Origin of the sequence: Asticcacaulis sp. AC402 (assembly GCF_000495835.1) — a bacterium.
Classification (GTDB): domain Bacteria; phylum Pseudomonadota; class Alphaproteobacteria; order Caulobacterales; family Caulobacteraceae; genus Asticcacaulis.
In genome coordinates, this window is the sequence record NZ_AWGC01000017.1 from 153087 (window position 1) to 174721 (window position 21635).

Here is a 21635-nt window from a genome sequence, read left to right on the forward strand (position 1 = left end):
GCAGCGCTACGATCTTCGATCTCCGCTTGCTCGCCATGGCACGGGCCACCCCGCTCCCCATCGAAGGGATTGGGAGGAGAAAAAGAATATGTTCAATGGTTTCTTCTCCTCCCCATTTCAAATGGGGAGGTGCCGAGCCAGCGAGCCCAAAGGGCGAAGCGCGTCGAGGCGGAGGGGTCTGCCTACTGTCGATGTGTCAATCTCTTCGTTGATAGGTATAAGAGGGCTGCGCCAAGAAATCCCCCCTCCGTCTGTTGCGCTCCGCCAGCAGACACCTCCCCCGTATAACGGGGGAGTATAAGAATTCAGGAATTCCCGACGTTGAACGTGGGAACAGGTCACAAGACTCATTTTGATGTCCCTGATGTCGCAAAGATCTTTGCGATTGTCTGAACTCCCATCTATATACCGCCGTATTCGCACCAGATTTACCGGACCGTCATGCCCAGCCTGAATCAGATACGTCAGACCTTCCTCGACTACTTCGCGCGCCAGGATCATGAGGTTGTCGCCTCGTCGTCGCTGGTGCCGCAGAACGACCCGACCCTGATGTTCACCAATGCCGGCATGGTGCAGTTCAAGAACGTCTTCACCGGCGCCGAGACGCGTCCGTACACGCGCGCTACCACCTCGCAGAAGGTGGTCCGCGCCGGCGGCAAGCATAACGACCTGGACAATGTCGGCTATACCGCCCGCCACCACACATTCTTCGAGATGTTGGGCAACTTCTCTTTCGGCGACTATTTCAAGGCCGAGGCGATCGAGCACGCCTGGAACCTGATCACCAGGGACTACGGCATCGACGCCAACCGCCTGATGGCCACTGTCTATATCGACGACGATGAGGCCTTCGAGCTGTGGAAGAAAATCGCCGGCCTGCCCGAATCACGAATCGCCCGCATCGCCGGCAGCGATAACTTCTGGTCGATGGGTGATACCGGCCCGTGCGGTCCATGCACCGAAATTTTCTATGACCACGGCGACCATATCTGGGGCGGCCCTCCGGGCACGCCGGAAGAAGACGGCGATCGCTTCGTCGAAATCTGGAACCTCGTGTTCATGCAGTTCGACCAGCAGCCCGATGGCACCCGCCTTAACCTGCCCAAGCCCTCGATCGACACCGGTATGGGCCTGGAACGGGTCGCTGCCGTGCTGCAGGGCGTGCACAACAATTACGACATCGACCTGTTCAAGACACTGATCGATGCTTCGGTCGAAGCCACAGGCGTTGCCGCCGAAGGCGACAGCCTGCCGTCGCACCGGGTCATTGCCGATCACCTGCGTTCGTCGGCCTTCCTGATCGCCGATGGCGTGACCCCGTCAAACGCCGGTCGCGGTTATGTTCTGCGTCGCATCATGCGACGCGCCATGCGCCACGCCTATCTGCTGGGCGCAAAAGAACCCCTGATGCACCGCCTGGCCCCGGCCTTGGTGGCCGAAATGGGTGGCCATTACGACGAACTGAAGCGCGCCGAAGCCACCATCGTCGAGACCCTGCGCCAGGAGGAAGAAAGCTTCCGCCGTACGCTCGGCCGCGGCATTTCCCTGCTCGACGAAGCCGTTGGCGACCTGAAGTCCGGGGATGTGCTGGGCGGGGACGTGGCCTTCAAGCTACACGACACCTACGGTTTTCCGGTGGATCTGACGCAGGACGCCGTCCGCGCCAAGGGCCTGACGGTTGATGTCGACACTTACAACATACTCATGAAAGAACAGAAGGAACGCGGCCGCAAGAACTGGGGCGGTTCCGGCGAAACAGCCGCGGCGACGGAATGGTTCGCCATCAAGGACGCTGTCGGCGCTTCGGATTTTGTCGGCTACGACCACCTGTCGGCGCAAGGCCATGTTCAGGCGATGGTGCTGGATGGCCAGAGCGTGGAAAGCGCTGTGGCCGGCGACCTCATTCAGGTGGTCTTTGAAAAGACGCCCTTCTACCCGGAAGGCGGAGGCCAGGCCGGCGATACCGGCACGGTCGACTTCCTGCACGGCAAAGGTGACATCCTGGACACCAAGCGCCAGGCTGGCGAACTGATTGTTCACCTGGTTGAGGTGACGCAAGGCCGGGTCAAGGTCGGCGACAAGTCCGAGTTGCATGTCGATGCCGACAAGCGCAAGACGACGCGTTCCAATCACTCGGCGGCGCACCTGGTGCACGCCGCCCTGCGTCACGTCCTGGGCCCGCACGTTTCGCAGCAAGGCCAGTTGGTCGATGCCGAGCGCATGCGCTTCGACTTCAGTCACGGGGGTCCGCTAACGGCAGAGGAGTTGGCGCGTATCGAATCGGAGGTCAACACCGTCATCCTGCAAAACGCGGCCGCGGCGACCAGGCTGATGACGCCGCAAGCCGCCATCGAGGCCGGGGCCATCGCGTTGTTCGGCGAAAAGTACGGCGACGAAGTGCGTGTCCTGGCCCTGGGTCAGGCCCTGGAAGGCCCGGGGGATTATTCGGTCGAACTGTGTGGCGGCACGCACGTTGCCCGCACCGGTGATATCGCCCTGTTCAAGATCGTTTCCGAAGCGGGCATTGCCTCCGGTGTTCGTCGCGTCGAAGCGGTGACCGGCGAGGCGGCGCGGCAATTCCTGCTGGAGCAGGCCGGTGTCGCCAGGTCGCTGGCCGATCAGTTCAAGGTGCCGGTGTCCCAGGTCGAGGCCCGCGTCGAAGCCCTGATCGCCGAGCGCAAGCGGCTGGAAAAAGAACTGGGTGAAGCCAAGCGCGCCCTGGCCGTCGGTGGCGGCGGTGGCGCGGCTTCGGGTCCGGAAGAGATCAACGGCACCAGGCTGATCGCGCGCGTTTTGGAAGGCGTCGGCGGCAAGGACCTGCGTCCCCTGGCCGAGGATTTCCGCAAGCAGGTTGGCTCGGGCATTGTCGCCCTTGTCGGCAAGCTGGACGGCAAGGCGGCGGTCACCGTGACGGTTACGGCGGACCTGACCGGGCGTTACAATGCGGCCGAGCTGGCCAAGGCAGCGGTGATTGCCATGGGCGGTCAGGGCGCCGGCGGCAAGGCGGACTTCGCCCAGGGCGGTGCCCCCGACGACAGCAAGGCCGATGCCGGTCTCGAAGCGGTGAAGGCGCTCATCTAAGCCTCATGCCAAAAAGTGTCTGGACATGTTCTGGTGCACGTTTTGGATAAACATGAGGCGTCTTCCAAAAATTTCGGAGGTTCAATGAACCGACTGTCCAATAAAGTCTGTCTGGTCACCGGTGCCGCCAGCGGCATCGGCGCGGCCATAGCGAAGGCCTTTGCTGCGGAAGACGCCACCGTGGTGATAAGCGATATCAATGCCGAGAAGGGCGCGGCGACGGTGGCTGCGCTGGGCAGCAAGGGCTTCTTCCTGCGTCACGACGTCACCGACGAAGCGCAATGGCAGTCCGTCATGGCCACGATCGTCGCACAGCACGGCGGGTTGGACGTCCTGGTCAACAATGCTGGTGTCATGGGTACTGAAGGCGGGGCCGCCCACGATCCGGAACACGCCACCCTGGACGAATGGCACCGGGTGATGAAGATCAACCTGGACAGCGTCTTTTTGGGATGCAAGCATGCGATTGCCGCCATGCGGGCGACCGGTCGGGGCGGGTCGATCATCAATATGTCGTCGCGCTCGGGCCTGGTCGGTGTGCCCAAGACGGCCGCCTATGCTGCGTCCAAGGCCGCCATTCGCAATCACAGCAAGACGGTGGCACTGTATTGCGCCGGGGAAAACCTGGGCATCCGCTGCAATTCGCTGTATCCGGCCTCGATTCGCACGCCGATGTGGGAGTCGATGATCGACAGCCGCGAGGACGAACAGGCGCTGATCGACGCCATGCCGCTGCATCGTTTTGGCCGGCCGGACGAGGTCGCCGCCGTTGCCATTCTGCTGGCATCGGACGAGGCGACCTATATTACCGGTTCCGAGTTCAATATCGACGGCGGTATCCTGGCCGGGACGTCGACCTCACCGAAGTAGCCTGTCTTCGTGTAGGACCTTTCCAGAGCGCAATCCGATAAAGTGTGACGCACTTTTCGGATAAATTGCGCGACAAAACAAAAATTTAGAGCGGGATTTTGATTCCATCAAAACTCATCCCGCTCTAGGCAGCGGAACCGCTGGAAAGCGTGAGGTCCACAGAAAAGCCCGATAAGTCAGATGAACTGTGCGTGTGGCTGATGTCGTAGAAGATCGGAAAATTCTTCTTCGCGTCGTCGCGCCTTCGCGTGAAATTTTTCTGCTTCGGCTGACCTGGACCAACAGGATAATCTCAAAGTCTGGAGAAGGCGTTTCACACTTTATCGGATTGCGCTCTAACCATCTGACTTATCTGGCTTATCTGTGGATGCCTCTTCTTACGAAAAGGCCGGGATGAGCTTGAACCAGGTCAGCAGGCTCCATAACCCGAAGCCGACGAACAGCGCGCTTGCGGCGTAGCGGACGGCGTTCAGCGGGATCCATTTCATGATCTTGTCGCCGAACAGCACGGCCGGGACGTTGGCGATCATCATGCCGAGCGTGGAGCCGGCGACGACGCCGATCAGGTTGCTGTATTGGGCGCCCAGCGCAATGGTGGCGAACTGGGTCTTGTCGCCCATCTCGGCCAGGAAGAAGACGACGACCGTGGTGACGAACGCGCCGTAGTCCTTTTTCGGGGCGTCATCGTCATCCGCCTTGTCAGGGATCAAAATCCACAGGCCCAGCGCGATGAACGAAACCGCCAGAATCAGCGGCATCCAGGTTTTCAATCCGGTGTGCATCAGCAGACTGCCGCCCAGGGCCGCAAGCGCGTGATTCGCCAGGGTGGCAACCAGGATCCCGAATATGATCGGAACAGCTTTGCGGTACCGCGCCGCCAGTATCAGAGCGAGAATCTGCGTCTTATCGCCCATTTCGCTGATGGCGACGAGAAGCGTGGAATGCAGGAAGGCGTCCAAGGTGTTTGCGATCTGATCAGGCGGCTCATGACAAACGGCGCGTCCGGGCGCCGCCTGATCGATGGACGCCAGATGCACCGCAGGTCTTGCCTCTCTGACTTTTGATCAGTGCTACCGCCATGCCCATGCCGGACAAGTATGTTGACGGACAGCCGCAGTCTAAACTGCGCGGCTACTCCCCTGAAGGATGGGGTGCTTATAGGGTGGGGCTAGGTGTGCGTCAACAGCAAAGCCAGGACCGACAGGGTGACCAGGCTGAAGACGGTCGATTGCGCCACGGTCTTGGCCGCGCCTTCGTACCAAACCTGGTAGATTCGCGCCTGGATGAAAACGCTGACGGCGGTTGGCGTCGCGGCCAGGAAGACGCAGATTCGAAAGGTGGTCGGGTCGGCCTTGAGCAGCCAGAGTACAAGGGCGACCAGGGCAGGGGCCAGCAGGACCTTTGCGGCGACAGCCAGGCCGCTCAGGGGATCGAAGCTGGCGAGACTGCGCCATTCCATCATACCCAGCATGCCGCCCAGCGCCACCAGTGCGACCGGTGGACCGGATTTTCCCAGCAGATCGAGCGCGGTTTCGATGGGCGCGGGAAAGCGTTGCCCCATCAGCAGAAGCGCCACGCCGACAAGGGCGCCGATCACGGTCGGATTTTTCGCCGTGCGGATCAGGGCTTCCTTGAAGGTGTGGCCCGAGGCCTTGGCCATGGCGGCGCAACCCAGGCTGAACAGAAGCAGGAAGTCGACGGCGACCACCAAAGGCCCAATATCACGCGCCGCCTGGCCGAACAGGCTGAACGCTATGGGAATCCCCAGGAAGGCCGAGTTGTTGATGAAACCCGCCATGCCGGCGGTGGCGGCCTGTTCGCGCGGCGCCTTGAGCAGGTGCGCTGTGCCCAGGACGATGGCCCCTGTGGCGATCATGGCGGCGGCGTAGCCGGCCAACAGGACGGCGTTCTGACTGTCGAAATGCGGGAGTTGCGAGAAGCTGACGGCCAGCCAGCACGGAAAGCCCAGCCAGTAGAAATAGGCCGACAACCCGTCCAGGCCCTGATAGGTCAGCTGCCCGGAGCGCGCCAGCACGATACCGGCCGCGATAAAGCCGAAGAAGATAACGACTCTGGAGAGGGTATCGAGCATGGCCTTAACCTTTCTTCTCCCCGTTTACGGGGAGAAGGTGGCCGAAGGCCGGATGAGGGGCATTGCGCGCGTTGGGCGCTGCCGGATCAACAGAAAGCGCCACTCACCCTGTCCCCGTAAACGGGACAAGGGAATGAGACTACCCCGCCGGGGAGGCCGCGGCAGCTTCTTCGCCGGTCTTGGGCAGGGCGATATGGGTCAGTTCCCAGTGGGTCAAACTCTTGCGCTCGAAGGTAAAGGTCGTCGTGCCACGTTCCGCGTCATCCACCGTCAGCCGCGCCCGCTCCAGGCTCATGAAGGTGTATTTCGGCATGGGTGGCTTGCCCTCGAAGGACGCCGGATCGAACTTGGGGGCGTCCTCGCCCGCGCCGTAGGTCAGGGCCAGCAGCGACTTGGGCTTTAGGTAGGAGTCGACGTCAACGACCGGAATGAGCGGGGCCTTGGGAGCCTTCGGATTGGTCAGTTGGTCCCACGCCTTGCCGACCGTCTTGGACACGTCCTTCAGCACATTGCCGGTGGCACCGACCGGATCATTGATCGCGGACGGCGGCGGCGCGGCGACGCCCTCCTTGCCGGCCAGCAGTTGCGCTTTAAGGCCCGTGCGCACGGAATCGAAGCTGACCAGCTTGGCCAGGGCGGCGACATCCTCGGTTTTGGCCGAGCTGCGGATATCATAGAAGGTGATCAGCGGTGCGGCATAGAACAGCCCGCCGCCCAGCACCACGGCCACCAGAAAGACAACTGTCAGAAAACGCCACACGGCAACCACCCCGAAAAACCATTGTTAACCCTTCCTAACACGCCGATTTGCACTTGTCAGGCGTGTTCGCCATTTCGGCGGCAACTGTGCCTCATTTGCCCTGCCAGACCTCCGGATGAGTCTCCAGCCAGGCGATGAACATGTTCGCAATATTGGCGTCGTCGCGGGTGTTGGGGTGGCCGTTGCAGCCGTCGCTGACCGTCGGCGGGATGGTCAGCCGGGCGATCTTCGTTTCGCCGCCAGCCTTCAGTGCCTCAGATACGGCGGTCGTGCCCTGGGAATAGCCGTCGCGTTCTTCGGGTGAGGTCAGGATCAGGAAAGCGCCGGGATTGGCCTTGCGGACATCCTTGACGAACCGGATATAGGTCGCCTCAAAGTCGGCCTGAAGGCCTGCTTCGTTCTTCCACGGTTCTTCCGGCTTGACCGGGGTGGAGAAGTCATTACCGCCGATGCCGATAACGATCACCTGGGGCGCCCAGCCGTTCCGCGGCGCCGGGGTCGGGTCGTCGAACAGGGCGCGCGGGTACAGCATCGGCAGGCGATACTTCGGATGCTCGAAGCCGCCGTAGTTGCGCACCATGCCCAGGCCGGAAAAGGCATTGATCTGGTAGTCGGCGTTAAAGGTCTTGGCGACAATGGGCCCAAATCCCTGCTGGGCGTCGGTGGTTTCAAAAATGTCTTCCGGCGTGCAGTCGCTGTAGGGCGAGGTATTGCCGTAACCGACGGTCAGGGAGTCGCCGATGAACTCGATCTGGCGGACTAGTGGGGCGGCCGGCGTGCCGGGCCAGCCGACAAATCCGAGGAACTGACCTGTGCCGTACTGGGTTTCCGAGCGTTTTTCGACGCGGACGGTATGGGAGCCTTCCGGCAGGGAGATGTTGACCTGGGTGGCGCCCGGCTTCTTCACGATCAGCAGCGGCTTTCCGTCGACCAGAACATTGAAATTGCTGTTGAAGTCATGGAATGCCAGGCTGACGACCGGGCCTTTTGCCTGGGTCTCGAAATAGACGCCGGGCCATTGATGGCTATGGCCTTGCACGTGGGGAAGGACCTTGCCGCCGACCTTGAGCGGCAGCAGCGTCGCTGGTTCGGTCGGCTGGGGGACGGGCTGTTGCACAGGGCTGAGGAACAGGGCGAAACCCAGCACGGCGGCGGTCAACATGGCGTATCCTCTCGTTTATCGTTCCCGCGATCTAAGGCCCGAATTGCCGCCATGGCAAGCCGTCATACCTGGCGCGTCAACAAGCCATGAACGTAACCCAGCTTCTGTTTGATGACCGGAGTCAGGATAAACGGATAGAGATCACGTTCGCCCATGGAGTGGTGGATCGTGTTCAAGGCCAGCGACAATGGAATCCATACCTCCGCGATGCGTTCGAAATCGAGCACCGAGTAGGGATCAAAACCGGCATCGCCGGGCATTATGCCGGAACGTGCCGGCGCCAGGTTGATGCCGAACATATGGGCCGTCTCCAGGCTGTCGACGATGTGCAGCACGTGGGCGAAGCACTCGGCGAAGTCCTCCCAGGGATGGGAGGTGGCATAGAAGCTGATATAGTTGGAACCCCAGCCCCGCGCCGGCCCCTCGCGATAGTGCTTCTGCAAGGCCTGGCCGTAGTCGACACTTTCATCGCCGAAGACGGCGCGGAAACTGTCGACCTTGCCGGTGTTGCGGACCATATGATTCCAGATGAAATGGCCGGTTTCATGGCGAAAATGGCCAAGCAGCGTGCGGTAGGGTTCGTTCATCATGGCGCGCTGCTGCTCGCGCGTCGGATCGTCGGCTTCTGCGGCACGTATGACGATATGGCCCTCGTCATGGCCGATCAGGACCGGCTTGCAACTGCCGTCGGGAAGGATTTCATCGTCTTTCAGGTCGAACCTCAGCCCGCCGACAGGGTCTTCCGTGCGGCCAGGCCGTGGCAGGTCCCAGCGCAGGAAGGTATAGAACAGGTGGCGCTGGGCATCGGAAATGGCGCGCCAGCGGCGCAGGCCATCTTCGCTCTTGCGATTGGGGACCAGGCCATTGTAGCGGCAGGCGACGCAGAAGGCGTCTTCGCTTTCGGCGCGAACCAGCCAGTTGCAAACGTCCCAGGCAGCATTGCCGCAAAACCGGTAGAGGAACTGCTGCTGGTCGACGCGGCGCCAGCGATCCGACTGGGCGGCGTCGGGCTGGACGGTGTGCAGGCAGGTCTCCTCGGCCACAAACCCCAACTGCATCCCGCATTTCAGGCATGAACGATTTTCGAAATAGATCGCATTGCCGCAGTTGTCGCAGCGAAACAGGCGCATGGAGTCCCCTTATTTCCCGTCCCAGACCTCCGGATGTGCATCGATCCAGCCAATCAGGAGATCACGCACGGTCTGGCTGTCGCTGAGGGACGGGTGATAATGGCAGCCGGTATAGGTTAGGGAATTCAGCGGTAAGAAGGCGATGCGGTTCTCGCCCCGGGCTTGCAAGTCGGCCATAACGTTTTGGACCTGTTCGCGATATTCGCCTTGCATCTGATCGGTGGCCGTCAGGATGAAAAAGGCGCCGGGGTGCCGGGCACGCAGATCCTGGACGAATTTGGTGTAGGTGGCGATATAGTCGGCGCGCAGGGCGTCGCGCGTCGCCCACTTTTCCCCCGGATTGAGCGAAGTCGAGAAATCGTTGGTGCCCAGGCCAATGACGATGATGTTGGGCTGCCAGTCGTCGGCATTGCGCGTCAGGGTGACGCCGTTCAGCCGAACGTCGAAAGGGTAGGCCTGGGGCAGGGGCAGACCGTCGCCGCCATTGTAGTTGCGGACAATGCCCTTGCCGGAAATGGCGCTGAAGCGGTAGTCGGCCTTGAAATGTTTGGCGGTCAGGGTGCCGTAGACGCGGGTCGCGTCGGTGGTCGCCCATACCTGTTCGGTCGTACAGTCGACCGTCGTCGACGTGTTGCCATAGCCGACCGTGAAGGAATCGCCGATAAATTCGATGCGGCGTGGATTGGCGGCGGGTGCCGGCAGGACGTTCTCGTTTGACGGTACGAAGAAGCCCGAAAAGCTGGCTGTGGCCCATTCCGATTCGGTGACCTTTTCGACGCGGATGGTGTGTTCGCCGGCGGGCAGGGGGCCCAGTTCGATGTCGCCCTCGCCGGGTTTGGTCTCGCTATGGACCTTTTTGCCGTCGAGATAAAAGTTGAGGATATTGGCCGTGTCCTTCAGGCGCACGGTCACCGACGTCCCCTTGAACCGGGCTTCGAAATAGGTGCCCGGCCATTGGTGGACATAGCCATCAGTGGCATTGGCTTGCGGAAAGACACGACCGCCGACTTTCATCGGCAGTTGGACTTCGGCCTGGGCGGCGGTGGTGGTCAGAGCGAGGGCGGCAAGCAGGGGAAGCAATCGCATAATCTTTTTCCACGGTCCGGGTTCGGGCATAGGTGTCTCCTTGGCGTTGGCATGATCTAAGCGACTCAGCTACGCAAGGTCAACGTCTTGACAATTTACCGTCTATGCCCCGCAATGGTTAACAGCGCAAAGCTGCGGGGAGACGTGGGGTGCACGAGATCGACAACTGGTTCACCGTCCTGGCGCTGGGCAGCGTCGCCCTGGCGCTCTGGCTGATCGCCATCCTGATCCTGAGGTCGCTGTTTCATATCGTCCTGGCTAACAGGCGCGGCAGGGCCAGGTATCATCGTGAGTTCGACGGCTGGAAGGCGGCACGGGTGATTGTTGTCATCATCGGCGCAGCGGTAGCCGGCATTACAATGGCCGTCCGGCCGGCGGGCCTGTTACCGCAGGTCCTGATCTGGGCCGGGCTGTTCGCTGCTATCTGTTCGCCATTGCTGATCGCCATCTGGGAGATCCGGGTCGTCGACATGGAAAAGCCGGTCAACCAGGATGGCCCGCGCCGGCTCGGCCTGGCCGGCAAGAACCTGCTCTATATACTGGGGCTGCCGGGGATGATGACCGTGTTTGTCATGGCCGGAGTAGTATTGAACCCGGAGCGCGGCGGCGTGGACTCGCTGTGGAATCCGCCGGTGACGGTGAGCAGCGAGACCAACTTTTATCTCTTGCCGCGGCCCACTGCCTGTTCAAAGTGGCTGAGACAGGTCGGCGCGGTGCAATTGCCGTTTGACGGAGCCTACTCGCCGGACCATGCGGTGATGACCTCGGAATACTGGCTGGATGCGACCCTGAACCAGATCACCTTCAATGCGTTCGATACGTCGGGGTGTTATCTGCGTCGGGTCGATTATAACCGCGAGAATGCCCGCATGGTGGCGGCGGTGACGGCCTATAATTTCATCCTGCTGTTCGTGATTTCGACCATCATCTACTCGGTGTTCAAGCATAAGGTCCGCAAAGGCGTGGCCAAGGCGACGGCACATCCGGCTGACGGAGTTTGATTGAAGAGGACCCCTCCGTCTCGACGCGTTTCGCCATTGGCCTTCGGCCTGGCTCACTTGCTCGCCACCTCCCCATAGAAGAAATGGGGAGGAGACGTAAGAAGATATCGCGCCTAACGGTTCAGGCATAAAAAAAGCCGCCGGGGTGAACCGGCGGCTTTCGGTTTGGGCCTCTGGGCGCCTTAAGCCGCCAGGGCCTTGTCCAGGTTCGCGGCGATCTTGTCGAGGAAGCCTTCGGTGGTCAGCCAGCCTTGCGACGGACCGACCAGCAGGGCCAGATCCTTGGTCATGGCGCCGGCTTCGACGGTCTCGATACAGACCTTTTCCAGGGTTTCGGCAAAGTGATTGAGTTCAGCATTGCTGTCCAGCTTGGCGCGGTGCTTGAGCCCTTGCGTCCAGGCGAAGACCGAGGCCATCGAATTGGTCGAGGTCGATTCGCCCTTCTGGTGCTGACGGTAGTGGCGGGTGACGGTGCCGTGGGCGGCTTCGGCCTCCATGATCTTGCCGTCGGGCGTGACCAGGGCTGAGGTCATCAGGCCCAGCGAACCATAGCCTTGCGCGACCGTATCCGACTGGACGTCACCATCATAGTTCTTGCAGGCCCAGACGAAGCCGCCGGACCACTTCAGCGCCGAGGCGACCATGTCGTCGATCAAGCGGTGTTCGTAGGTCAGGCCCAGAGCCTTGTACTTGTCGGCATATTCCGCCGCAAAGATGTCGGCAAAGATGTCCTTGAAGCGGCCGTCATAGGCCTTCAGGATGGTGTTCTTGGTTGACAGATAGACCGGATAGTTGCGCGATATGCCGTATTCGAACGAGGCACGGGCGAAGTCGCGGATCGAGTCATCCAGGTTATACATACCCATGGCGACACCGGCGCCGGGGAACTGGAACACTTCGTATTCCATGACCTTGCCGTCATCGCCTTCGAACTTCATGGTCAGCTTGCCGGGGCCCGGCACCAGGAAGTCAGTCGCCTTATACTGGTCGCCAAACGCGTGGCGGCCGACAACGATCGGCTGGGTCCAGCCCGGAACCAGGCGCGGGACGTTCCTGCAGATGATGGGCTCGCGGAAGACAACGCCGCCCAGGATGTTGCGGATGGTGCCGTTGGGCGACTTCCACATCTTCTTCAGGCCGAACTCCTTCACACGGGCTTCGTCCGGGGTGATGGTGGCGCACTTGACGCCGACGCCGCAGGCCTTGATGGCGTTGGCGGCGTCGATGGTGACCTGATCGTCGGTGGCGTCACGGTGTTCCATGCCCAGGTCGAAATACTGCAAGTCGATGTCGAGATAGGGATGGATCAGCTTGTCCTTGATCATCTGCCAGATGATGCGGGTCATTTCGTCGCCGTCGATGTCGACGACCGGGTTTGCCACCTTGATTTTAGCCATTGAAAATTCCTTATCGCTACGGGCGCTGACGGAAGGATACACAGGCTCACAGCCGCCGCGAACGAGCCCCCTATAGACGGATTTTTCCCTGTCGGCAAATGCCGTTACCTTGCTGATCGCCGCCATGATCACAGGCTTAATTCTTTATTATGCTGAACGACGTATGAAGAGTTGGGTTAACAGTTTCAGCCACGTTGTTACGTATGTCGCGCGCCTTGCCATATCATCCTGAAATCCACAGCCGTGGTCGTCCCGGGGGTGTAACGGTTGCGCTGTTTTGTGTCCTGTTGTCAGCCGTGAGTTTCGCCGCATGGGCCGTGCCGCGTCCGGGCAATGATATGGCGGTGATTGTATCTCCCTGGGCAAGCCGGCCCGACGCGCTTTTGGCCATTATTCGCGCGGGCGGGCAGCCCACCGCTGCAGGTCGTTGGTCGTTTATCGCGTTTGCCGGGGACGGCGACGACGATTTTGTGTCGCATCTTTATGCCTCTGGCGCATGGCTGGTTATCGATGCCGGCGGTTTGACCGGGTGCAGATCACCTATTTCCGGAGTATAAACAGTGGACAGTCTTCAGTCGCTTCGCCTCAGCTTTTCGCGCTTCTTCATCGGGTTCCTTTGGGTCAATGCGGCCCTAGTCCCGATCATCAGCCTGTTCGGGCGCGGTGGTGTTAACCTGACCGCCACCGTCGGTGCGCTGGTTCTGGCGGTGGCAGCGACCTATGTGTGGTGGCGCGACCCAACCGGACCGGCGACACGGATCGTGACGGCGCTGGCGACCGCCGGCCTCGTCAGCCTGATGGTGTTCGCCCTGCGCGGCCATACCTATCAGATCGACATGCATATGTACTTCTTTGCCTGCCTGGCCGTATGTGCAGGCTGGTGCGACTGGAAAGCCCTGCTGGGCTATTCCGGCTTTGTCGCTGTTCATCACCTGGCGTTGAACTACGCCATGCCTGCAGCCGTGTTCCCTTCGGCTGCGCCGGAACTCGGTCGGGTCGTTGTTCATGCCATAATTATTGTGGTGCAAACGCTTTTTCTGGCTTGGCTGGCCCGGCATATCGAAGGTCTTTTTGCGCGTTCGGATGAGTCCCTGGCGGCGGCACGCGACGCCGGTCAGAAAGCCAGCGAACTGGCCCATGCCCAGGAAGACGGCCGACGCCGCGAAATCGAAGCGCTAAGTCGCCGCGAAGCTCTGAGCGCAGAATTCGTTCGCCGCATGAACGCCCTTTCGACGCGCTTTGCCGGCTTCTCCGTCGAGGTATCGGGTGCCGCCGGCGGACTGGCCGAAGCGATGAGCCGGTCGCTGGCCCGGACCCAGACCATGGTCACGGCATCGGATGAAGCGCGCGGGCATATCGACGCCGTTGCCGCCGGAACCGAGGAGCTATCGGCCTCCATCTCCGAGATCAACAGCCTTGCCAGCCATTCGACGGAAGTCGCAAGCCAGGCGACGGGCGAGGTTGCCGCGACGCAGGCCTCGGTTAGAGAACTGGCGTTGTCAGCGCAAAAAATCGGTGACGTTGTCGAACTGATCCGCGCCATTGCCAGCCAGACCAACCTGTTGGCGTTGAATGCCACGATTGAAGCCGCACGGGCCGGGGATGCCGGCAAGGGTTTTGCGGTCGTGGCGTCCGAGGTCAAGCAACTGGCTACGCAGACATCGAAAGCGATCGATGAAATTGCGGCTGTCACGAATGGCATACAGGCCTCAACCCGCCAGACAGAGGGTTCAATCGACCGGATTGTGGCGACTCTGGATGGTGTGTGCCAAACTGCCGGTGCCATTTCCCAGGCCGTTCACCAACAAAGCGCCGCCACGGCCGACATCGCCGCCACGACGCAACAGGTCGCGATCGGCACATCCGGGATGGCTGACCATATCGCCAGGGTCGGCGAAGATGCGCGAACCTCCGATCAAGCCTCGCGTGGGATGACGCGGCTGTGCGGGGACCTTGAGGCCATGGCGCGCGAACTTCAGGGCGAGGTTGAGAATTTCGTTGATCAGCTCAAGGCAGCGTAGTCCCCTTTTGTCGTGAGGCTTATAATGGTGTCTTGCTGTAATCCAGCGGGACATCAGGAAGGTTGCGATTTAACACCGACGTCTCTGACTTGCCGGGTATGGGTATGACCCTCTGCTCCTGCTGTTGACCGAGGCGGCGCCGGATCGCGTTACGGCCAAAACATTATATCTGTCAGCGGTCACAACCATGGCTTCGATCCCTTGCTGATCGAACGCGCGACCATGTTCCGCGATCGGCGATGGACGGTTGGCACGCATCGAGCCGCGTCGCGACACCGCCTGTTCGTTGTAATACCTATCAACGAAAAGTTGACGCATCGACAGTAGGTAGACCCCTCCGCCTCGACGCGCTTCGCCCTTTGGGCTCGCTTGCTCGGCACCTCCCCATTTGAAATGGGGAGGAGAAGAAACCATTGAACATATTCTTTTTTCTCCTCCCCATCCCTTTGTATGGACCGGGGACATGGCGAGCAAGCGGAGATCGAAGATCGTAGCGCTGCCTGCCGGCGAGGCTCGAGACGGAGGGGTCCCCTAGCGGAAAGACTGTCAAAGTCAAAGTGGGTTGGTATAACATCGGAAGGGGAGGCACATAGCCATGCTCATTGCGAAGATTATTGGCGGGCTTGCGCTGTTTTTCGGTTTCGTGGTCTGTATGGCTGTGACCTCGGGCATGACGCAGGCCCTGTGGCTCGACACAGATGACGGCAAGGCAGGACGTTTTCGTTGGAACCGCGATTGGCACGCCATGGAACAGTGCCGGCGCAAATATCCCGCAGGCAAAAAACGCATTCAGATCTGGGCCTTGCAGATTTTGGGCCTTGGTTTCTTCGTGGCCCTGATTGGCTATCTCTGGCTGTTGCTTGATCCAACGACGATGTCATGGCCGTCGTCTTGACTGGAATCAAGGCGCGTCGTGCTGCTGTGGGCGATAGGTTTGTCGTCAAAAGGAGCCTGACCATGAACCGAGATCGCAACATCCTCATAATCGGCGGCGGGATCGCCGGTCTGTGCGCCGGCGTCTATGCCCAGCGCTGCGGTTATGATGCCACCATCCTGGAACAGCACAGCGAGACGGGCGGACTCGCCACCAGTTGGCGGCGCGGCGGCTATACTTTTGAGACCTGTCTGCATTGGCTGCTGGGATCGAAGCGTGGTGGTTATCTGAACGCCCTGTGGCGTGAGGTCTGTGACATCGACAGTCTAAGCTTCGTCAATCACGATCTGTACGTTCGGCTGGAGGCGGAGAACGGCGAAACACTGAACGTCTTTACCGACCCCGACCGCCTTCAGGCGGAATGGCTGGCGGCCTCGCCCGAAGATGCCGACGCCATCCGGCAGTTGGTCTCAGCCATCGAGCACCTCAAGTCCTTGCCCGTACCGGAGCCGGGCGATTCCTGGCAAGAGTTGCTTGGCGAGTTTGTCCAGATCTTGCCTGACCTTCCGTTACTCTGGAACCTGTCGCGGATGAGTTCCGCCGACTATGGCCGGCGCTTCCGCCATCCACTGATGCAGCGATTTTTCGACGACGGCGCCACGGGACGTATCTCCGTCCTGGCGCTCCTGTTCTCAATGGCATGGATGGGTTCCGGAAACGCCGGTTACGCTGTCGGCGGTGCGAAATCCCTTACCCAGGCCATCCACAATCGCTTCACCGATCTCGGGGGAAAGGTCCGCTGCAATGCCAGCGTCGGCAGAATTCTGGTTGAGGGCGGCTCGGCCTGCGGAGTCGAACTGGCTGACGGCGAGACTCTGCGCGCCCACGCTGTCCTTTCGGCGGCCGACGGTCACACGACACTCAACACTATGCTGGGAGGGCGGTATCGCAGCGAAGCCCTCGATACGGCTTATGAGTCCTTTGAGACCTTTCCGTCCTATGTCCAGGTCTCCCTTGGCGTGGGGCGCGATCTCTCCGACCTCCCTGGACTGCTGACCCTGGTCCTCGACCGGCCGCTCGCCGTCGATCCGACGACCATCCAGTCGGCGGTCACTGTCCGCGTTTTTCACTTTGACCCGACGTTTGCGCCCGCCGGCAAGACCGCCGTGACGGTGTTCCTGCCAACCTACAATGTCAGCTATTGGGACAGGCTGCGCCGGGAAGATCCGCACCACTATCAGGCCGTCAAGCATCGGTTGGCGGAGACGGTGGTCGCCGTGCTCGACAAACGCGTGCCAGGGCTGGCCCAGGCGGTGGAGGTTATGGATATCTCCACCCCGGCTTCGGTCATCCGCTACACCGGCAACTGGAACGGCAGCATGGAAGGCTGGCTGCCGACGCCGCGGACACCGCTCAGCGGCTTACCGCAAACGCTCCACGGGCTCGAGCATTTCGCCATGGCCGGGCAATGGGTCCAGCCAGGTGGCGGCTTGCCATCGGGCGTCCTGACGGCGCGATCGGCCGTAGCCGCCCTGTGCCGCGAGGACTCTATGCCGTTTCTGGCCCCTGCCGAGGTCTGAGAGCTTTGACCTGACAGCCGGAGCATGTTAGCGGCGGTCCATGAAAGATGCCCGCCCCGCTCCGCCGCTCGACCCGAACCTGACCCTGCCGTGCGTGATCCTGGACCGGCCGCAACTGGCCGACAATATCGGCTCCGTTGCCCGGGTCATGGCCAATTTCGGCCTGCAGGAACTTCGTCTGGTGGCGCCGCGCGACGGCTGGCCCCAGGAACGCGCCTGGGCGACCTCATCGGGCGCCAACTGGCCGCTGGACGGCGCCAGGGTCTTTGCCACCGTTGCTGACGCCGTTGCTGACCTGAAGACCGTGTACGCCACGACGGCGCGCAACCGTGAGGTCCATCTGCCGGTCATCACGCCGCGCCAGACCGCTGCCGACGCCTTTGTTGCGGCGCAGGGCCATGAAAAGACCGGCCTGCTGTTCGGCGCCGAGCGGGCGGGGCTCGAAACCTCCGACATTGCACTGTGCCACGCCATTGTCACCATCCCGGTCGATCCGCACTTTCATTCGCTGAACCTGGCCCAGGCGGTGAACATTATACTCTATGAGTGGCGGTTGCTGGTCATGGATGCGCCCAAGGCGGCCTTTACCCAGAATATGGACCAGCCGGCGGACCTGAAATTCCTGCATGGCCTGTACGGCCACCTGGAAGACGAGCTGGAAAAGGCCGGCTTTTTCTTTCCACCGGAAAAGAAAGAGTCGATGCTGCGCAACCTGCGCGTGGTGCTGAACCGCGCCCGCATGACCGAGCAGGAGATCCGTACCTGGCGCGGCGTGGTCACTGCCCTGACCAAGGGGCGCGGCCGCGTTCTGGCCAAACTGGCCAAGGAAAAAGCCCCGGAGTGAGTTGCGGCGGTCCGGGCTTTATGGTTTGATCCCGGGCACAACAGGGAGGGGGGCCGCATGAAAATTCGCATCTTGCTGTGGGGACTGGCGCTGGCGGTAACCGCGCCGGCGGCTTTGGCGCAGGAAAGCTATGACGGCACGGGCAGCCTGTATACTGGGCCGCAAGATCCATCGATCGACAAGGCAGCGATTGCAAAGTCCGAAAAGGAAAAGGACGAAGCGGAAAAGAAGCTGCGCAAACGAGCTGGCTATGTGCCACGTGCCATGGTGGACTATGCGCGGAGTCTCGAGCAGCCTCTCGATGGTCGGCAACCGGATATGGCCCAAGCCTACGACCTCTATGAACGTGCGGCAGAAGGCAACGAGACATATGGCTGGGAGCGCATGTGCCTCGCCTATATTCTTGGGCAGGGGCGCCAAGTCGACCTCAACAAAGGCTTCACCTACTGCGGCAAATTGGCGCTCGACAATCCTACACGCCTGTTCAGTGATGGTTTCGACTATGCCCGCGGGCTGAGAGGTCCCAAGGACGAAGACGGCGCAGCCGCCTTGTACGTGCAGGCGGCTGAAAAGGGCAGCGGCGATGCTATCGATGCCTTAGGCCAGATGGCTCTGCAGAAGGGCAAACCCGACGCTGCGCGTAAGTGGTTCCGCCAGGCCGCCATGCACGGTTCCATAAACGGCCTTTTTCATTATGCTGGCATGCTTGAGGGCGGCGAGGGCGGGCCTGCCGACCTGGTGGAAGCGCGCTGGCTCTATGTCAACGCTGCCCGCGGAGGCCACGCCGATGCGCAGGACTGGCTGAAGCGCCATGGTGAAACGCCGCCCCTTCCGCGCGTGGCCTTCATTCTAAAGGACATTACCGAGACCCTCGCCGGCGCTTCGGGCACGACGACCAAGCCGCTCGATGTCAATTTGAAGGTACTGACCGACATGTATCCGACGGCAGCCGTGAATGACCGTGTCGAGGCCTACATCGAGATCCACTGCTACATCAATTCCGCCCATCGCATTGACGTCTGCATAGTTCCGAGCGAACAGCCGCCGGGCTACGGTTTTGGGGCGACAATCTCGGCCTTCTTCAATGGTGATCTGTCTGTTCCCTTAACCGATAAATTTGGATCGCCTACGGCCAAGTCCGTCGCCAAATTCGGTTTCCGTTTCCTGCTTTAATTGGGCCAGTGATGTCGCGTACCCGTCAAACCTTTGCCCTGCTGACGGCGCCGCTGGTCTGGCTGTTTGTCTACGCGGGTGTGTGGATCGCCGGCCAGTTCGCGGGCATCTTCGGACTGAAGGCCGCCATGAACGGGCGATGGCAGGATGTCGCCGTGGCCCTGTTCGCCTCACTGCCCGTGCTGGGTTGTCTGTGGCTTTGGCTACACTTTTATGAGCGCCGGCGGCTCAGTGATATCGGCCTGGCCGGTCCGGCGCGGCGCGACCTGTTGCGCGGCTTTTTCATGGGCTGCCTGCTGGTTGCCGGTGTCGCTGCGGCGGGCATGCTTCTGGGAGTCTATAGTTTCGCCGGACCGGGCGCCTGGCAGGGAGCGGATATGGTCTGGCTCATGGCGGCGGTGCTGGTAATCGCCGGTACCTTCGTCCAGGCAACCGTCACCGAGGCCCTGTGGCGCGGCTGGATGCTGCAGACCGTCGCCACACAGTGGGGGGCGATCCCGGCACTTATCTTCAACGTTGTCGCCGGGCTGGTGATCCAGGGCGGTGGCTTGTTTCAGTCGCCGGAACATCTGCTGGGCGGCATCAACCTGGCCCTGATGGCGGGCTTCCTGAGCCTGAAGGCCCTGCGCGACGGCAGCCTGTGGGGCGTGTGCGGTGTCCATACCGGCTGGAACCTGATGATGGGCCTGGGCCTGGGGCTCAATATAGATGGCGGCCAGACCGGTGTGACGCCGCTATTGTTCAGGCTGACGCCGAATGGCGACGCACCGTCACCTATGCATGGTGGGTGGTTTGGCCCCGACGCCAGCCTTCTGATGACGGTTGCCGCGGTGGCCGCCATTGCCTGGACCTTGCGCCGTCCAGGCCGGCCCCAGGCCCCACGGCGCGATAGCGACCCGGACGCGGTCTACGACCATCACTGATGCGTTTAAGCACTGATGCGTTTAACACCAACCCCCGATGACCTTGACTCATCGTGGGTTGGCAAGCGCGCCAGTGTAGGTTTCTGGGGCGCCCGAGCTTATGCGAGGAGCCATGCGGCGCTTGAGCTGAAAAAAAGCGAATACCAAGCGTCATTCTTTATGAGGCTTGGTGTAAGCACTGATGCATTTGAGGACTGGCGCTTGTCAGGTTTGCGGTTCTGTGAAACCCTCCGAACATCCATTGGGAGGGCATCATGGCTGGAATTGAACTTTATGCGCCGCGGACCGAGCGTCACCGCCGCACCTGGACCTGGGCGGCGATCGTCCTGACGATCCTGTTCGTCATGTTTCTCGGCCCGTTGCCGATGGTCATTCCTGCCCTGCTCCTCAAGATACCCCTTCAGCCTGGCATTGACTGGAAGGCCGACACCTATCTGCTGGCGGGCTTTGCCACCACTGCCGCCATGTTCTTTCTGTGGGTCTGGCTGTTTGAACGGCGCGGCCTGGCGACGATTGGGTTTAATGGTCAGGCCATCAGCCGCTATCTGCGCGGCCTCGGCCTCGGGCTGGCTTTTGCAGCTGCCGTTATCGGCGGCATCGCTTTGGCCGGCGGTTACACGATTGAAAGCGCCGGGTTCTGGAAGGCGCCCAGCCTGTCGCTGTTGATTCCCGTCGTTGCCATATTCTTCGGCTTCATGATCCAGGGCGCGACGGAAGAAATCGCCATGCGCGGCTACCTGATGCAGGTGATCGCCTCACGCCACGGCATCTTCTGGGGTGTCGGTGTCAGCACCATCCTCTTCTCCCTGATGCATGCCCTGAACCTGAAACCGTCCAACGAACTCTATATGGGTTTGGCCAATATCCTCCTGGTCGGCATCTTCTTCGGACTCTATGCCGTCAAGGAGCGGTCACTGTGGGGCGTATGCGCCTGGCACTCGGCATGGAACTGGTTCCTGGGGGTAGGCTTTGGCGTTGAGGTCAGCGGCCAAACGCTCGACGCCGCGCCCATCGTTATCGACCTGGCGCAAACCCAGGCACCGTGGTGGATCACGGGCGGCGCCTTCGGCCCGGAAGGCAGCCTCCTGACGACGGCCGTTCTGGTCGCCGGTATTGCCTGGCAAGTCTGGAAGGGCGCGCTGAAGCAGGGCGAAGGCTATGCTACGCCGACCTATATCGCGGCGGAAGTCACGGCGCCCAGGCCCTGAAAACACGAAAACGCGATTATCTCAAAAAAGCGTAAAAGGGTTGTTGACTCGGGGTGGGGTGACGCCTAAAAGCGCGTCTCCCGACGAGGCGGCCCCGGCCGCTCCTGAGGGTTCCGAAGAAAAGAATATCTTTTTAAAAGAAAAACTTGACGCGGAATTTTAAAGCGGTATAAGCGCCGCTCTCTTCGATAACGAGATAAGGTTGTCGCCCAGGCCGGTTCGGCTGGCCAGGGTATAAGGTCTTTGACATTGTGAGAATTGGAAAGGGAAACGCAGGCGGCGGTGGGCTTGCGGGTACGTTGAGATACGTACCTGTACGACACTGATGTTTGCGGTCTCTTTAATAGACAACCATTCGACTGGGCTTTTTGGCTTGGTCGTGTGGGACTCGTTAATGAACGTAAACTTACGCAGTGATTTAGTCACTGGGTTA

At 61.1% G+C, this 21635-nt stretch carries 19 protein-coding genes; 11 read left to right on the forward strand and 8 right to left on the reverse strand.

Annotated elements, in window-relative coordinates; all coding sequences use genetic code 11:
- Nucleotides 1-441: 441 nt before the first annotated feature.
- Both alaS and ABAC402_RS31375 read left to right on the forward strand, forming a co-directional pair.
- Nucleotides 442-3081 (forward strand): alanine--tRNA ligase, encoded by a 2640-nt coding sequence (gene alaS, locus ABAC402_RS31370; RefSeq protein WP_023449756.1) that lies wholly within the window; start codon nucleotides 442-444, stop codon nucleotides 3079-3081.
- An 84-nt stretch (nucleotides 3082-3165) separates the two neighbouring features.
- The gene (locus ABAC402_RS31375; protein WP_023449757.1) at nucleotides 3166-3951 is read left to right on the forward strand and encodes a glucose 1-dehydrogenase; all 786 of its coding nucleotides are present in this window, start codon (nucleotides 3166-3168) and stop codon (nucleotides 3949-3951) included.
- 377 nt (nucleotides 3952-4328) lie between these two features.
- On the opposite strand, the gene ABAC402_RS31380 is transcribed toward ABAC402_RS31375, so the two are convergent.
- The 6 genes from ABAC402_RS31380 to ABAC402_RS31405 form a co-directional block, all read right to left on the reverse strand.
- Nucleotides 4329-4910 (reverse strand): TMEM165/GDT1 family protein, encoded by a 582-nt coding sequence (locus ABAC402_RS31380; RefSeq protein WP_040409950.1) that lies wholly within the window; start codon nucleotides 4908-4910, stop codon nucleotides 4329-4331.
- A gap of 209 nt (nucleotides 4911-5119) precedes the next feature.
- Nucleotides 5120-6043 (reverse strand): AEC family transporter, encoded by a 924-nt coding sequence (locus ABAC402_RS31385; RefSeq protein ID WP_023449759.1) that lies wholly within the window; start codon nucleotides 6041-6043, stop codon nucleotides 5120-5122.
- 139 nt (nucleotides 6044-6182) lie between these two features.
- A complete protein-coding gene (locus tag ABAC402_RS31390) occupies nucleotides 6183-6803 on the reverse strand; it encodes a DUF2939 domain-containing protein (protein WP_162148523.1) in 621 nt (206 codons plus the stop codon).
- Nucleotides 6804-6894: 91 nt separating this feature from the next.
- Nucleotides 6895-7965 carry an SGNH/GDSL hydrolase family protein gene (locus tag ABAC402_RS31395; protein WP_023449761.1) on the reverse strand — a complete coding sequence of 357 codons (1071 nt, stop codon included), beginning with the start codon at nucleotides 7963-7965 and terminating at the stop codon, nucleotides 6895-6897.
- Nucleotides 7966-8027: 62 nt separating this feature from the next.
- A complete protein-coding gene (locus ABAC402_RS31400; protein ID WP_023449762.1) occupies nucleotides 8028-9095 on the reverse strand; it encodes a putative zinc-binding metallopeptidase in 1068 nt (355 codons plus the stop codon).
- A gap of 9 nt (nucleotides 9096-9104) precedes the next feature.
- The gene (locus ABAC402_RS31405; protein ID WP_235079954.1) at nucleotides 9105-10211 is read right to left on the reverse strand and encodes an SGNH/GDSL hydrolase family protein; all 1107 of its coding nucleotides are present in this window, start codon (nucleotides 10209-10211) and stop codon (nucleotides 9105-9107) included.
- Nucleotides 10212-10330: 119 nt separating this feature from the next.
- Between ABAC402_RS31405 and ABAC402_RS31410 the strand changes: the two genes are divergently transcribed.
- Complete coding sequence (locus ABAC402_RS31410; RefSeq protein WP_023449764.1) at nucleotides 10331-11182, forward strand: hypothetical protein; 852 nt, start codon at nucleotides 10331-10333, stop codon at nucleotides 11180-11182.
- 182 nt (nucleotides 11183-11364) lie between these two features.
- On the opposite strand, the gene ABAC402_RS31415 is transcribed toward ABAC402_RS31410, so the two are convergent.
- A complete protein-coding gene (locus ABAC402_RS31415; RefSeq protein ID WP_023449765.1) occupies nucleotides 11365-12579 on the reverse strand; it encodes an NADP-dependent isocitrate dehydrogenase in 1215 nt (404 codons plus the stop codon).
- A 203-nt stretch (nucleotides 12580-12782) separates the two neighbouring features.
- On the opposite strand from ABAC402_RS31415, the gene ABAC402_RS31420 reads away from it, so the two are divergent.
- The 8 genes from ABAC402_RS31420 (at nucleotide 12783) to ABAC402_RS31455 (ending at nucleotide 21202) form a co-directional block, all read left to right on the forward strand.
- On the forward strand, nucleotides 12783-13136 hold the full coding sequence (locus ABAC402_RS31420; RefSeq protein WP_023449766.1) for a hypothetical protein: 354 nt from the start codon (nucleotides 12783-12785) through the stop codon (nucleotides 13134-13136).
- Nucleotides 13137-13139: 3 nt separating this feature from the next.
- Nucleotides 13140-14600: a methyl-accepting chemotaxis protein gene (locus tag ABAC402_RS31425; RefSeq protein WP_023449767.1), complete on the forward strand. Its 1461-nt coding sequence runs from the start codon at nucleotides 13140-13142 to the stop codon at nucleotides 14598-14600.
- Between the two features lie 595 nt (nucleotides 14601-15195).
- A complete protein-coding gene (locus ABAC402_RS31430; RefSeq protein WP_023449768.1) occupies nucleotides 15196-15495 on the forward strand; it encodes a hypothetical protein in 300 nt (99 codons plus the stop codon).
- A gap of 62 nt (nucleotides 15496-15557) precedes the next feature.
- Nucleotides 15558-17054 (forward strand): NAD(P)/FAD-dependent oxidoreductase, encoded by a 1497-nt coding sequence (locus tag ABAC402_RS31435; protein WP_040409951.1) that lies wholly within the window; start codon nucleotides 15558-15560, stop codon nucleotides 17052-17054.
- 40 nt (nucleotides 17055-17094) lie between these two features.
- Entirely contained in the window at nucleotides 17095-17898 is an 804-nt protein-coding gene (locus ABAC402_RS31440; RefSeq protein ID WP_023449770.1) for an RNA methyltransferase, read from the forward strand.
- A 57-nt stretch (nucleotides 17899-17955) separates the two neighbouring features.
- Entirely contained in the window at nucleotides 17956-19071 is a 1116-nt protein-coding gene (locus ABAC402_RS31445; RefSeq protein ID WP_023449771.1) for a tetratricopeptide repeat protein, read from the forward strand.
- Between the two features lie 11 nt (nucleotides 19072-19082).
- Nucleotides 19083-19994, forward strand: a complete 912-nt coding sequence (locus ABAC402_RS31450) for a CPBP family intramembrane glutamic endopeptidase (protein WP_023449772.1) — start codon at nucleotides 19083-19085, stop codon at nucleotides 19992-19994.
- 254 nt (nucleotides 19995-20248) lie between these two features.
- Nucleotides 20249-21202 carry a CPBP family intramembrane glutamic endopeptidase gene (locus ABAC402_RS31455; RefSeq protein ID WP_023449773.1) on the forward strand — a complete coding sequence of 318 codons (954 nt, stop codon included), beginning with the start codon at nucleotides 20249-20251 and terminating at the stop codon, nucleotides 21200-21202.
- Nucleotides 21203-21361: 159 nt separating this feature from the next.
- Here the strand turns inward: ABAC402_RS31455 and ABAC402_RS40885 are convergent.
- Nucleotides 21362-21635 (reverse strand): hypothetical protein (locus ABAC402_RS40885; RefSeq protein WP_235079955.1); only part of this gene is annotated, 274 nt, incomplete at its 5' end.